Source organism: Rhizobium sp. N731 (assembly GCF_001664145.1).
Lineage (GTDB): Bacteria > Pseudomonadota > Alphaproteobacteria > Rhizobiales > Rhizobiaceae > Rhizobium > Rhizobium esperanzae.
Map to the genome: position 1 here is coordinate 2532808 of NZ_CP013601.1, position 12683 is coordinate 2545490.

Genomic DNA, 12683 nt, shown 5'->3' on the forward strand with positions numbered 1-12683 from the left:
ATGAACAGGTCGATTCTGATTTCCGGATGTTCCGGCGGCGGAAAATCGACGCTGCTTGCGGAGCTTGGCCGCCGCGGTCACAGGATCGTCGAAGAGCCCGGCCGGCGGATCGTCAAGCAGGAGCTCGATGGCGATGGCGCTGCCTTGCCTTGGGTCGACATGGCGGCCTTCGCCCGTCGTGCGATCGAAATGGCGATTGCCGACCACGCGGCCGTCGCACGGCAGCCGGGCTGGACGTTCTTCGATCGTGGGTTGATCGACGCCGCGGCAGCGCTTCAGCACCTGACCGGAGAACCGATCCTGGAAAGGTTGAGCGCCGCCTACCCTTACGACAGACGCGTTTTTCTCACGCCGCCATGGGCGGAGATCTACGTGAGCGATCCCGAGCGGCGCCATGGCTTCGACGAGGCTGTCGCCGAATATGACCGGCTGGCCGCGATCTATCCGACGCTCGGCTACGAGGTCATCATACTGCCGAAGAGGCCGGTCGCCGATCGGGCCGATTTCGTGCTCGACCGCCTGTCTCGGGAAGCGAATTAGCTGCTTCTCGCCCGCATCTCAGCGCCTGTGAAGAACACACCATTGGAAAGACTGCCGGCCGCCGCCGGGCGTCGCATGCTCCTCGCGCCAGTCGCGCTCCAGTATGAAGGCGGGCGAGAACTCCGCCGCCAGCGCTGCCGCGTCATAACGCCGGACCGGCAAGCCGCTGCATCGTTCCGGCCCGTCCGGCGCGAAGGTCGCGATGATCACCGCGCTGCCCGGCACTGTGCCGGCTTCGAGCGCTTGGTGGTAGGCAAGCCGCTGTTCCGCCTCGGTGAGGAAGTGAAAAACGGCGCGGTCGTGCCATACGTCGTATTGGCGATCCGGTCTCCATTCGGTGACATCGGCCACCACCCAGACAACCTTGATGGCCTCATCCCGCAACCGCGCCTTCGCGACATCGAGTCCCGATGCGGCGATATCGAGAACGGTCAGATCGGACCACCCGCGCTCGACGAGACGATCGACAAGACTCGAGGCGCCGCCGCCGACATCGATCAACGAGGCCTTGACCGGCAGCTGCAGTTCGTCAAGCGCGCGCAGCGAGGGCTCCGGTGTCGGCTGATACCAGCTGACGCAGTCTGCGGCTTTCGTGCGGTAGACCTCGTCCCAATGCTCCCGCTTTGCATCAGCCATTTCGACATCCTCATCGCTCGCTGAACCCCATCCTGACCGATCAACATGTAAGGATTGAGACGTCCCCGGCAATCAACTGTTTTCTTCGAGTTGCGAGGCTGGTGACTTCATGAGAGGCTGTAGCCGGTCGACAGGGGAGCAATGAAATGCGGTCGATGCCATGACGCCCGTTGCAACCACCAGCGGTCTACCTCAAAATTTGGCCGGCCTTGGTCGCCTGCTTCGTGGAGAGCTTGTGCTGCCGGGCGTTCCCGGCTTCGAACAAGCCCGGCGCGTATGGAACGGCCTCGTCGACAAGCGCCCTGCTGCAATCGCCTATTGCACCGGGGTCGATGACGTTGTTGCAGCCATATCCCTCGCGCGAGAAAATAATGTGCCGCTGTCGGTGCGCAGCGGCGGGCACAATGTTGCCGGCAATTCTGTGTGCGAAGGCGGACTGGTCATCGACCTGTCTCGAATGAAGAGCAGGCTGGTTGACGACACCAGGCGCGTCGCTGCCGTGGAAGCAGGCCTGACGCTGGCGGAATTCGACAGCGCGACGCAGGCCTTCGGTTTGGCGACAACCATGGGCGTCAATGGCGATACCGGTATTGCCGGGCTGACCCTTGGAGGCGGCTTCGGCAAGCTCGGTCGTCGTTACGGGTTGGCCTGCGACAATCTGTTGTCGGCGGAAATCGTCACCGCGGACGGCCGTGTCCTGCAGGCGAGCGCGAGCGAAAATCCCGATCTTTTCTGGGGACTGCGGGGCGGCGGCGGCAATTTCGGCGTCGTCACCAGATTCGAGTATCGGCTTCACGAGATTGGGACAGAGGTCCTTGCCGGGGCGGTTACTTTTCCGGAACCCCGTGCGCGCGAAGCGCTGAGATTCTATGATAGCTTCGCGACAGCGGCGCCGGATCAGCTCAGCCTCGATGCAGCTTTCGTTACATCGGCAGGCGAACGTCTGTTCAGCATCGCGATTTTTTATTCCGGCCCGTCCGGCAAAGCGGAGCAGATACTGGCGCCGCTGCTCGACTATGCCGAAGGCACTGCGGCGGACGTGCGCCTCGCTAGAGTCCCGTACCTGCAGGTACAGTCAGCCGGAGACGCCGTTTTCAGGACAGGGCGCCGTTATTCCTGGAAAGCGCAGTTCATGCGCGAATTGACCGAGGATGCGATCGACGTTTTGTTGGATGTCTACCGGAGGGCGCCGAATGAGAACGCACTGCTCGTTTTCCAGCAGGTCGGCGGTGCGATCTCTCGCATCCCGGTGTCAGAGGCGGCCTATGCGTGCAGGAACGCCGAATTCGACTGCTTTCCAATTGCCATATGGGACGACCCTGCCAAGGACCAGGAGAACATCAGCTGGGTTCGCGAGGCCTGGGCGGCGATCACGCCGCACTCGACGGGCGCCGTCTATGTCAACAATCTCGGCGAAGAAGGCCAGGAGCGGATCAAGGCAGCCTACGGGCCAAATTATCAGCGGCTTGTTGAACTCAAAAACAAATACGACCCGATGAATATGTTCTGTCTGAACCAGAACATCAAACCGACAGCGTAGCCATCATTGAAAAGCCCGGCGCGACGGCCGGGCTTTTCCTCAATCATTTTGGCAAATCTCAGAAGGTCGCGGCACCGCTGCCCCAGGGGCCGTGGTGGAAATCCTTGCCATCGAGGCGGTCGAAGCCGTGGGCGCCGAAGAAGTCGCGCTGGGCCTGGATGAGGTTGGCCGTTCCCCTGCCCTGGCGGTAGGCGTCGAAATAGGTGAGCGCCGAGGTCAGCGCCGGCACCGGCAGACCGGCGGCGAGAGCGGCGATCACGACGCGGCGAAGCGCCGGGATCGATTCCCTGACCATGGACGAGAAGGCCGGCGTGACGATGAGGTTCGCCGCATCGGGCGCATCGGTGAAAGCCTTGGTGATCTCGTCGAGGAACTGCGAGCGGATGATGCAGCCGGCGCGCCAGATCTTCGCGATAACAGGCATCGGCAGCGACCAGTTGAACTCCTTGGAAGCTTCCGCCATCACGGCGAAGCCTTGCGCATAGGCGCCGATCTTGGCGGCAAACAGCGCCAGTTCCAGATCCTTGTTGAGTTCGGGACCGTAGGCGATCGGGAAGGATACGGCCTGCGTGCCGAAAATCTTTTCGGCGGCTTCGCGCTGCGATTTCATCGAGGAAAGGCTGCGGGCGGCGACCGCGGCTTCGATCGCCGTTGCCGGAATGCCCATGTTCTGCGCTTCGATGGCCGACCATTTGCCGGTGCCCTTCTGGCCTGCCTTGTCGAGGATCATGTCGACCATCGGGCCGCCGGAAACCGGATCGGTCGCCGCAAGCACCTTTTCGGAGATCTCGATCAGGTAGGAGTTCAGCCGGCCCTTGTTCCACTCGCCGAAGATGCCGGAGATGTCGGAGGCGCTCTTCCCGAGGCCGTCGCGCAGGATGCCGTAGATTTCCCCGATCATCTGCATGTCGGCATATTCGATACCGTTATGGATAGTCTTGACGAAATGGCCGGCGCCGTCATTGCCGAGCCAGGCGACGCAGGGCTCGTCATTGTAGCGGGCGGCAATCGAGGTCAGTACCTTCTCGACGCGCTTCCAGGATTCTTCGGTGCCGCCGACCATGATCGACGGTCCGTGGCGCGCACCCTCTTCGCCGCCGGAAACACCCATGCCGATGAAGGTGAGATCGGTGTTTTTGAGGCGGTCGAAGCGGGCGACGGTGTCGCGGAAATTGGCGTTGCCGGCATCGATCATGATGTCGCCCTTGGAGAGATGCGGGCGCAGCGCCTCCATCTGCTGGTCGACGGCCTCACCGGCCTTGATCATGATGATGATCGGACGCGGCGGCCGGATCGCATCGACGAACTCTTCGATGGTCTTGCAGGGAATGATCTGCTTCTTCAGATCGCCGGCGCTTTCGTAGAATTCATCGGTTTTCTCAGGCGTGCGGTTGAAGACCGCGATTTTATTGCCTTTCTCCGCGATGTTGAGCGCCAGGTTGGAGCCCATGACCGCAAGGCCGATCAGTCCGATTTCTGCCTTTTCCACGACAAACCTCCGATGTGTCATTTGGACCGGTGTTGTGGCACTGTCTTGCTCAAACGGCAAGTCTGCCAAGGGTCTAATCGGTTCGCAAAAGCCAATGAAATGAAGCTTCCAATGCCGGCTTGTCCGACAAGCTGCCATCTGATCGGCAGGCAGCGATGTGGTGTGACCTGCCCTTGGCGCATCTGTAATGTCCTATCTCATGGTATCATAGGCCGTTCGGGAGATGTCGCGTGGCAACGGAAAAACGAAACTGTGGAATTCTCCTGGCGGCCCGCGCCGGCCGCTATCGCGAATATGCGCCGCCGCCGGCGCTGCGGCGCCATTTCAGCCGGCTCTGGTCGCATTCGCTTCACGATGGACCGCCGGCAACGGTGGCGATCGTCCCGGACGGCTACTGCGATCTGCTTTGGATCGGCGGTCGGCTGGTCGTTGCCGGGCCTGACAGGACGGCGGCCTTTCCCCTCATCCGGCCGGGCACGACCGTCATTGGTGCGCGGTTTGCACCGGGCGCCGCCGCACCCTGGCTGAAAACGCCGCTCTCGGCGCTGGTCGGCTGCTCGGTGCGGCTTAGCGATATCGGCTGGAAGGACACGGCCGATTTTGAGGCGCGGCTGCAAGATTGTCCCGCCGCTGCGGACGCGATGACGTTGTTCGCCCGACTGCTCGAAGAGGCCGCGCGCGAGGAGGAGGAGCCCGCCGCGGACGCCGCGGTGATCTTTGCCGCCGCCGACAGCGGCTGCCCGGCATCCAGGCTGCGCCACCGGCTCGACATCAGCGAAAGACAGCTGCGCCGCCGCTGCCACCAGCATTTCGGCTACGGCGCCAAGACGCTGGAACGCATCCGCCGATTCCAGCGTTTCCTCGACCTCTGTCGCAGATCGCACGCGATGCCGCTGGCCCATCTTGCGCTGGAAGCGGGCTTTGCCGATCAAGCCCACATGACGCGCGAGGTCGGCGAACTTTCATGCCTGACGCCTGGCGTCATTCTCGATCAACTCAACGCACGGGGAATGCCGGACTGACCGTTTTGTTCAAGACGCTGCGGATCGGGCTGTTATTCTCGCTCGACCAAGATCAAGGACCTGCAAGCCATGTCGACTATGCCCGCAAGAATCATCCACCGATCGATCGAGCGTGACTGGCGCGACGTCTACGACTTCGCCGGCAAGCCGGAGAACATGCCGCTCTGGGCCTCCGGCCTTGCGACCGGTCTCGAGCCCAATGGCGCCGATTGGATCGCCCATGGCCCTCTCGGCACCATCAAAGTCAGCTTCGTGCCCGCCAATGAATTCGGCGTGATCGACCATACGGTGACGATCGAATCCGGTCTTCGGGTCTATAATGCATTGCGCATCGTGCCGAACGGCGATGGTTGCGAGATCATGTTTACGCTGCTGCGCCTGCCCGGCATGACCGACGCGCAGTTTTCCGCCGATGCCGCCCATGTCGAGAAGGACCTCGCCATGCTGAAAGCCCTGATGGAGAGATAGATGGCCGATAAGTCAGAAAACCACGACCGCCGCATCGATTATGTCGAGTTCAACGTCGCCGACATCGCTGCCGCCAAGGCCTTTTATGGCTCGGCCTTCGGCTGGCGTTTCACCGATTACGGGCCGAACTACTGCGAATTCGACGATGGCCGTTTGAAGGGCGGCTTTACCGATTTCGGACCTGTGCGGCCAGGAGGGCCGCTTGTTGTCGTCTACGCCAATGATCTGGAGGAGGTGCTAACGTCGGTCGAAAGGGCCGGCGGCACGATCTGCCGGCCGATCACCGATTTTCCCGGCGGCCGCCGCTTCCATTTCCTCGATCGAGACGGTTACGAGCTCGCCGTCTGGGCGACTGCATAAGTTCGATCACCGATCCATCACGATCAGAGCACCGATCACCGTGCCGCCGGCATCGCGCAGCGGCGACATGCGACAGCGCACCTGCCGCGATGATCCAGCGCCGGTCGCCCGCTCATAGGTGTAGTCGATCTGCTCGCCGGCAAAGCAGGCATCCAGTTTATGCCTGGCGCATCCCGCAAAGCGTTCTTCGCCGATGAATTCGGAAACGTGGCGGCCGACGAGCTCAATCGGCCTCCTGTCGAGATGGGCGCTGTTGGCCGCATTGGAATAGAGATAGCGATAGTCCCTCGTCAGCACCGCTACCCGATCGGGCAGGCTTTCGAGGATCGCCGCATTGAGAAACTGGCCGTTGTCGGTGTCGGGCACATAGGCTGCGGGCGGCTCGATTCGCACATCCTGCGGCGAAGGCACCCGCCAGTCCGGCCCATGCGTGCCGAAATAGCAGTCGAGCAGGTAGGAAAGCACCGTCGTGTGTTCTCGGACGCTGGCGCTGTCGTCGGCATCCCGGGCGATGAGATGGCTGACGAACTGCAGTTGCATGTACACTTCCAGCAGATTCGCTGCCCGGCATGCCAGGATCGCCTCGACCAGCGGCTCGACATGCCGGTCGAGCGACATGACGCGCTGATCGTCGCCGAGGCGTATGGCTTCCTCTATTTGCGCGCAACGCAAAGAAAAGGCTCGAAAAAGCTCCTGCAAGACGCCTCCCACTCCCATTGTCCAAGCGCCCAATAACCGATAAGGCTGCATGCACGAAAATGCGCCTTGCGGTAGATTTTACTCACGCCCTGGTGGTGACGGGTAACATGAAGTGTACTCGGTTTCAATTCGAGAGCACCTGCCGCTTTTCACCGCTGATAAATGGGGGGTGGACCTTCTTAGAGCCTTTCCTAGTTAGATTGAAGCATTCTGCCGGAGCAGGTTTTCGTCAGGGCAGAGGCGATTGGCGACCATCCGACTCCGTTTGAGCCAACAGAATGCTTCAATCTAACCAGGAAAGGCTCTAAGCGAGCGTCTTCTTGATCTGCCAGCGGTCGTGATACCAGAGCCACTGTTCCGGATATTCCCGTACCCAGCTCTCGACCTTGTCGTTGAGCAGCTGGGCCGCTGCCGGCAGGTCGAGATTGCCTCTTTCGTCGCGCGGCATCTCCAGCCGCGGCTCGATTTCCAGGCGGTAGCGGTTTCCCGGCAGGCGAATGCAGCGCGCCGGATAGACCTCGCAATCGAACTGGCGCACCAGCTTCGGCAGCAGCGGATTGGTCTTTACCTCGCGCCCGAAGAAGGTGCCCTTCAGCCCTTTGCCGAATTTCTGGTCGACGAGTACCCCCACCCCCTGGCCCGCTTCGAGCTGACGCGCGAGCGCGAAGGAGGAACCGGCATGCGACGGCACCAGCTTGCCCATGCGGGCGCTGCGGAAGTCGAACACCTTCTTGGCGACGTAAGGGTTATTCGGCGGCCGGAAGAGCACGGTCACCGTCAGCCCGAAGGCAGCACCCGCCACCGGCAGCAGCTCGAAATTGGCGGTATGGCCGGTGAACACGATGAAGGGGCGTGGATTGTCGCGCAGGTCGAGGAAGATCGGAATGCCCGAGACCTCCACCCTGCCCGGTTCCGATTTTTCGGGATCATAGTCGAACAGCTGGTCGAGGAAGACATATTCAGCCGCAAGCCTTCCCATATTGCCCCAGCTGGCGAGCGCGATCTTCTCGATCTCGGCCTCGCTCTTCTCGGGAAAGGCGTTGCGCAGATTGGTGAGCATCAGCTTGTGGCGGCGGGTCCGCCGGCCGAGGCGGCGCATCACCCTGTCGGCAAAGCGGATCGCGCCATCGGCCGGAAACAGCTTCAGCAGGTTCAGGAAGCCGAACATCGCCTGCGCCACCAGCCATTGCTGGAAATTACTGAGCGCCAGAACGACCCGGGTAATGAACAGCTTCACGTGAGGTCAGTCCATCTTCAGAATGATCTTGCCGAAGATCTGGCGCGATTCCATCCGCTCCAGCGCCCGGTCGATATCGTCGAAGCCGACTTCGGTATCGATGACGGGATGCACGAGCCCGCGGCCCATTTTCTGCATGGCGTCGGCCATGTTTTCCATGCGGCAGCCGAAGGAGCCGAGCAGCTTCAATTGCTGCTGGAACAGCATCATCAGGTTCATCTCGGTGGAAACGCCCGAGGTCGAGCCGCAGGTGACGAGACGTCCGCCCCGCTTCATGCAGAGCATCGAACCCGCCCAGGTATCCTTCCCGACATGTTCGAAAACGACGTCGACGCCCTTCTTCTTGGTGAGCTTGCGCACCACGCCCTCAAAGCGGTCGGTGCGGTAGTTGATGACGTGATCGGCGCCGAGCGCCTTGGCCTTCTCGATCTTGTCGTCGGAGCCGACGGTGGTGATGACGGTGCAGCCGATCTTCTTGGCAAGCTGGATCGCCGCCGTGCCGATGCCGGAGCCGCCGGCATGGACGAGGATCGTTTCGCCGGGTTCGAGCTTGGCATTGTCGAACAGCATGTGTTCGACCGTGCCGAAGGTAACGGGCGCGAGTGCTGCGCCGATCGCATCGACTCCGGGAGGAGCCGGAACGAGCAGGCGCGCCGGCAGATTGACCTTCTCCTGCGCGAAGCCGTCGAGATGGAAGCCGTGCACGCCGGAAACGTGTTCGCAGAGATTATCGCGGCCTTCGTGGCAGGGGCGGCAGAGCCCGCAGGTACGCGCGCCATAGATCGAGACCAGCTGACCCGGCAGCACGCTGGCGACACCGGGCCCGATCGCCTCGACGACGCCGGAGGCTTCCGCGCCGATGACGAGCGGCATCTTGCGCTTGGCAAACGCCATGCCGCGCCAGCCCCAGACGTCGATATGGTTGAGCGCCACGGCCTTGACGCGCAGCGTCACCTCGCCGGCGGCAGGCGCGTCCGGTTCCGGCAGGTCGGTGATCTCAAGCTTGCGGTCATCGATCAGTTGCAGCGCTCGCATAATATATAGTTCTTTCTTCTACGTGGATCGTCGTCATGCTCGGGCTTGTCCCGAGCATCTGCCAGCGGTCATTGAGTGACGCAAGTAGATCCTCGGGACAAGCCCGAGGATGACGTCAAAAACCACTTCGTCCCAAAATCAAGGAGGGTCTCTAAGCCGGTTCGAGCGCCATGACAAGGCTGGCATTCTGCCCGCCGAAGCCGAAGGAGTTGGAAAGCACGGCCGAAACCTGGGCCTCCCGCTTCTTGTTCGGCACGACATCGAGCACGATGGACGGATCCGGATTATTGTAGTTGATCGTCGGCGGCAGCGTACCCCTCAGCATCGTCTGCAGCGAGAACACCGCCTCGACCGCGCCTGCAGCCGTCAGCGTATGGCCGATCATCGACTTGTTGGACGACACCGGAATGCCGACAAGCTTCTCGCCGAAGACGGCGGACATCGAGCCATATTCCATCTTGTCGTTTTCAGGAGTCGAGGTGCCATGCGCGTTGATATAGCCGATGCCGCTCTCGTCGATGCCAGCATCAGCAAGCGCCGCGCGGATCGTCGCGATGGCCGGACCGCCGTCGGGCGACGACCGGGTGCGGTGGAAGCTGTCGGCCTTGTCGCCAGCGCCCTTCATGATGCCGAGCACCTTGGCCCCGCGGGCAACCGCCGATTCCAACGATTCCAGCACCAGCGTCGCGGCACCCTCCGCGATGACGAAGCCGTCGCGGTCCTTGCTGAACGGCTTGGAGGCCTTGGTCGGCGGATCGTTCTGCGTCGAAAGGGCAGACAGCAGCGAGAAGCGGATCAGCGCTTCGGCGCTCAGCGATCCGTCCGTCGCGACGGTCAGCGCGCGGTCGGTGCGACCCTGGCGGATCGCTTCGATGCCGAGCTGGATCGCAGTGACGCCGGAGGCGCAGGCCGTCGACAAGGTCACGGGAAGGCCGCGCGTGCCGAACCGGTCTGCGAGGCGCTCGGAAATCGCGCCGAACAGGGCCGCTTCGTGGAACGCCGGGTCCGGCCGTTGGCGCAGCGCCGTCAAGAAGCGCTCGTAGGCGTCACCCGGATGGTCGGCCGCCGGCGAACGGTCGGCAAGTTCGAAACGGGCGCTCCATTCGGGCTCGATCGGCGGCGCGGCAAGGAACAGCGGGCCGTTGAAATCGCCTGAGAGACCGGCGTCGGCCAATGCCTCGATGGTCGTCTCGCGCGCGAAGGCATAGGAGCGCTCGACGGCGTTCGGCACCGGAATGTCGATAAAATCGACGGTGCCGGCGATCCGTGTGGACAGGCCTTCTGTGGGAAAACGGTTGATTGCGTGGATGCCCGAGGTGCCGGAGGAAAGGGCTGCCCAATTGTCCTTCAGGCCCTGGCCGAGCGAGGTGATGATACCCATGCCGGTCACTGCGACGATCGGCCGGCCGAGATGATCCTTGTAAGCAGAATCCGTCATATCTGTCTCCTCACGCCTCAGCAGAAAGAACGGCGACGCCCTCGCCGCGCTGGTGACCGACTGTCGTGACGACAGCAGCCTTCGTGCCTGCCTTCATTGGCGCTTCATGGGCGGCATCGAACGGCGGGACCTTGGCATTGGCATCGATGGCAAGGGCTGCGAGCGCCAGCCCCAGCGGGAACTGCGCCTCGATCGTGTGACCGGACACACCGCCGAAGCCGCGGATGGCAGCGCCGGGAAGCTGATGCTCCAGCACCGCCTTTTCGCGGGCTGCGATCTCATGCATGCCGGTCGAGCCGGAGAAGATCGCCGTCGCCTCCGGTGGCAGCTCGGCGGCAGGCTTTAGCAGCCGCTCCATGCGCACCTCGAAATTGCCGGCGCTGCGATTGCCGCGATCGCCTTCGACGGCGCTGATCGTCGCACAGATATGCGCGCCGCGCTCTTCCGCATGCTTGCGCGATTCCAGCACCAGGAAGGCGCCGGCCGAACCGGTGATCATGCCGCCGCCCTCGAGGCCGGAGCGCGACCAGAGCGGCGCCCATTCGTCGCGCGTATGCGCGCCGATCGCTTCAGTAAGCAGGATCATGTCGGGACGTTCGGCAGCAAAGGCGCCGCCGACAAGCGCATGGGTGGATTCACCCGAACGGATGCGCCAGAACGCCGTCTCGACGGCAGAAACGCCGGAGGCTTCTTCGCCCATGAAGGTGCGCGAAGAGCCGGTGACCTTGTGAACGATGGAGATGTTGCCGGCAAGCAGGTTGGAAAGCTGCGCCAGGAACAGCGTTGGCCTCAGCTCCGTCGTCAGCTTTTCGTTCAGCAGCAGCTCGCGATCGTTGCGCTTCAGGCCCTCGTCGACGATCAGCGTATCGACGTTGATGTCGCGCTCTCCGCCGCCGGCCGCCACGATCATGTCCATCGTGCCGCAGGCCTCGATATTGTCCTTGAAGCCGGCATCGTCGAGCGCGAGCCCTGCAGCGAAGACGCCGATGCGCTGCCAGTTTTCCATCTGGCGCTGGTCGCCACGCTTGGCGATCTGCTGCGACCAGTCGATCTCGGGCAGCGGATGCACCGGATAGGGTTTGAACTTCTCGGTCTCGACGATCGCCTTCGGCGCGCTTTCGGCCGAAAGCAGCGCGATATGCGCGTCCTTGCCGACGCCTTGACAGGTGACGATGCCGACGCCCGAAATGACGACGTCGTTTGCGGCCTTGCTCATCCAATCACTCCCTGCGCTGCGATCGCCTCGAGAAGCCCGACCTCGCCGGCGCGTTTTTTCACGATATCGCCGAGCGGAACCTCGCTGAAGGGCATGGTGCGCAGTTTCAGCTGCGCGTCGCAGACCTTCTTGCCGCCGCTGGTGATCTTGGCCTTAGTGACCGCGAAGCCCGAACCGTCGTGCTCCAGCACCGCCTCGATGTCGAGCACGGCCTCCGGCTCGACGAAGGTGCGCATCTTGGCGCCGTCGACCGACATCAGGAAGGGCATGGCGGCGAAATCGGTTGCGGCAAGCACCAGCATGCCGGAGGCCTGCGCCATGGTCTCTATCAGCAACACGCCGGGAACGAGCGGCATGCCGGGAAAATGGCCCTCGAAGACGGGGCTTTTGGCCGGCACGACGGATCGCGCCGCAAGCGTGCCCTTCTTCAGGTCCACCGCTTCGACGCGGTCAATCATCTGGAAATATTCCAGCAGCATTCGGATCCTCCGGCCCGACGGGCAAGATCCGCCCACCGGTGACGCCTACTTAGGAACGAAACCGCCCGGCCGCCATAGTCAGGCGGCAGGGCGTTCAAAAAAGACTGATATGTCGCTCAGGCCTTGGCTGCTTTGAGCTCGTCGATCTTGGCGCACAGGTTCTTCAGCACGAAATACTCTTCGGTGGAAACCTTGCCCTCATTGACTTCCTGCGTCCACTTTTCGAGCGGAATCTTGATGCCGAATTCCTTGTCGATCGCAAAGACGATGTCGAGGAAATCGAGGCTGTCGATACCGAGGTCGTCGATCGTATGGCTCTCCGGCGTGATCGTGGCACGATCGATCTCGCTGGTTTCTGCAATAATGTCGGCAACTTTATCGAATGTAGCGGTCACGCGCTGTACCTCATGAAATGACGATTTAAACCCCCTCATAGGCAAATCCTTTTCAAAAGCCAATGCTTTCGTCCGGGCGTTACGGCAAATTGACAATAAGGTGTTGCCTAAACAGCAATGGAACGCCGG

At 62.3% G+C, this 12683-nt stretch carries 14 protein-coding genes; 5 read left to right on the forward strand and 9 right to left on the reverse strand.

Features of this window, described 5'->3' with window-relative positions:
* Positions 1-540: an AAA family ATPase gene (locus AMK02_RS12485; RefSeq protein WP_064803172.1), complete on the forward strand. Its 540-nt coding sequence runs from the start codon at positions 1-3 to the stop codon at positions 538-540.
* 18 nt (positions 541-558) lie between these two features.
* Here the strand turns inward: AMK02_RS12485 and AMK02_RS12490 are convergent, their stop codons facing one another.
* Complete coding sequence (locus AMK02_RS12490) at positions 559-1176, reverse strand: class I SAM-dependent methyltransferase (protein WP_064803174.1); 618 nt, start codon at positions 1174-1176, stop codon at positions 559-561.
* 160 nt (positions 1177-1336) lie between these two features.
* Between AMK02_RS12490 and AMK02_RS12495 the strand changes: the two genes are divergently transcribed.
* On the forward strand, positions 1337-2716 hold the full coding sequence (locus tag AMK02_RS12495; RefSeq protein ID WP_064803176.1) for an FAD-binding oxidoreductase: 1380 nt from the start codon (positions 1337-1339) through the stop codon (positions 2714-2716).
* A 58-nt stretch (positions 2717-2774) separates the two neighbouring features.
* On the opposite strand, the gene gndA is transcribed toward AMK02_RS12495, so the two are convergent.
* Positions 2775-4226, reverse strand: a complete 1452-nt coding sequence (gene gndA / locus AMK02_RS12500) for an NADP-dependent phosphogluconate dehydrogenase (protein ID WP_189636965.1) — start codon at positions 4224-4226, stop codon at positions 2775-2777.
* A 209-nt stretch (positions 4227-4435) separates the two neighbouring features.
* Here gndA and AMK02_RS12505 point away from each other — a divergent pair, with 209 nt between their 5' ends.
* The 3 genes from AMK02_RS12505 (at position 4436) to AMK02_RS12515 (ending at position 6055) form a co-directional block, all read left to right on the forward strand.
* Positions 4436-5227, forward strand: coding sequence for a helix-turn-helix domain-containing protein (locus tag AMK02_RS12505; RefSeq protein WP_064803181.1), 792 nt, complete (start codon positions 4436-4438; stop codon positions 5225-5227).
* A 69-nt stretch (positions 5228-5296) separates the two neighbouring features.
* The gene (locus AMK02_RS12510) at positions 5297-5695 is read left to right on the forward strand and encodes a polyketide cyclase (RefSeq protein ID WP_004669768.1); all 399 of its coding nucleotides are present in this window, start codon (positions 5297-5299) and stop codon (positions 5693-5695) included.
* Entirely contained in the window at positions 5696-6055 is a 360-nt protein-coding gene (locus AMK02_RS12515; RefSeq protein WP_004669769.1) for a VOC family protein, read from the forward strand. It abuts the gene before it with no gap.
* A gap of 6 nt (positions 6056-6061) precedes the next feature.
* Here AMK02_RS12515 and AMK02_RS12520 read toward each other — a convergent pair whose 3' ends face one another.
* The 7 genes from AMK02_RS12520 to AMK02_RS12550 all read right to left on the reverse strand — a co-directional run bounded on the left by AMK02_RS12520 (position 6062) and on the right by AMK02_RS12550 (position 12554).
* The gene (locus AMK02_RS12520; RefSeq protein ID WP_189636966.1) at positions 6062-6754 is read right to left on the reverse strand and encodes a PAS domain-containing protein; all 693 of its coding nucleotides are present in this window, start codon (positions 6752-6754) and stop codon (positions 6062-6064) included.
* Between the two features lie 304 nt (positions 6755-7058).
* Complete coding sequence (locus tag AMK02_RS12525) at positions 7059-7991, reverse strand: lipid A biosynthesis lauroyl acyltransferase (RefSeq protein ID WP_064803185.1); 933 nt, start codon at positions 7989-7991, stop codon at positions 7059-7061.
* Between the two features lie 6 nt (positions 7992-7997).
* Positions 7998-9026 (reverse strand): zinc-binding dehydrogenase, encoded by a 1029-nt coding sequence (locus tag AMK02_RS12530; protein ID WP_064803187.1) that lies wholly within the window; start codon positions 9024-9026, stop codon positions 7998-8000.
* Positions 9027-9177: 151 nt separating this feature from the next.
* Positions 9178-10464 (reverse strand): beta-ketoacyl-ACP synthase, encoded by a 1287-nt coding sequence (locus AMK02_RS12535; RefSeq protein WP_064803188.1) that lies wholly within the window; start codon positions 10462-10464, stop codon positions 9178-9180.
* A gap of 10 nt (positions 10465-10474) precedes the next feature.
* The gene (locus tag AMK02_RS12540) at positions 10475-11680 is read right to left on the reverse strand and encodes a beta-ketoacyl-ACP synthase (protein ID WP_064803190.1); all 1206 of its coding nucleotides are present in this window, start codon (positions 11678-11680) and stop codon (positions 10475-10477) included.
* Complete coding sequence (locus AMK02_RS12545) at positions 11677-12159, reverse strand: 3-hydroxyacyl-ACP dehydratase FabZ family protein (protein WP_064803194.1); 483 nt, start codon at positions 12157-12159, stop codon at positions 11677-11679. Before AMK02_RS12545 ends, AMK02_RS12540 begins: the two co-directional genes overlap by 4 nt.
* A gap of 116 nt (positions 12160-12275) precedes the next feature.
* Positions 12276-12554, reverse strand: a complete 279-nt coding sequence (locus tag AMK02_RS12550) for an acyl carrier protein (RefSeq protein ID WP_003540486.1) — start codon at positions 12552-12554, stop codon at positions 12276-12278.
* Positions 12555-12683: the final 129 nt, after the last annotated feature.

Excerpts from the sequence above, each read along its gene's own strand:
- AMK02_RS12510 (WP_004669768.1), top strand. The coding sequence starts at position 5,297 with ATGTCGACTATGCCCGCAAGAATCATCCACCGATCGATCGAGCGTGAC.
- AMK02_RS12530 (WP_064803187.1), bottom strand. The coding sequence starts at position 9,026 with ATGCGAGCGCTGCAACTGATCGATGACCGCAAGCTTGAGATCACCGAC.
- AMK02_RS12540 (WP_064803190.1), bottom strand. The coding sequence starts at position 11,680 with ATGAGCAAGGCCGCAAACGACGTCGTCATTTCGGGCGTCGGCATCGTC.
- gndA (WP_189636965.1), bottom strand. The coding sequence starts at position 4,226 with ATGACACATCGGAGGTTTGTCGTGGAAAAGGCAGAAATCGGACTGATC.
- AMK02_RS12490 (WP_064803174.1), bottom strand. The coding sequence starts at position 1,176 with ATGGCTGATGCAAAGCGGGAGCATTGGGACGAGGTCTACCGCACGAAA.
- AMK02_RS12485 (WP_064803172.1), top strand. The coding sequence starts at position 1 with ATGAACAGGTCGATTCTGATTTCCGGATGTTCCGGCGGCGGAAAATCG.
- AMK02_RS12545 (WP_064803194.1), bottom strand. The coding sequence starts at position 12,159 with ATGCTGCTGGAATATTTCCAGATGATTGACCGCGTCGAAGCGGTGGAC.
- AMK02_RS12535 (WP_064803188.1), bottom strand. The coding sequence starts at position 10,464 with ATGACGGATTCTGCTTACAAGGATCATCTCGGCCGGCCGATCGTCGCA.
- AMK02_RS12495 (WP_064803176.1), top strand. The coding sequence starts at position 1,337 with ATGACGCCCGTTGCAACCACCAGCGGTCTACCTCAAAATTTGGCCGGC.
- AMK02_RS12515 (WP_004669769.1), top strand. The coding sequence starts at position 5,696 with ATGGCCGATAAGTCAGAAAACCACGACCGCCGCATCGATTATGTCGAG.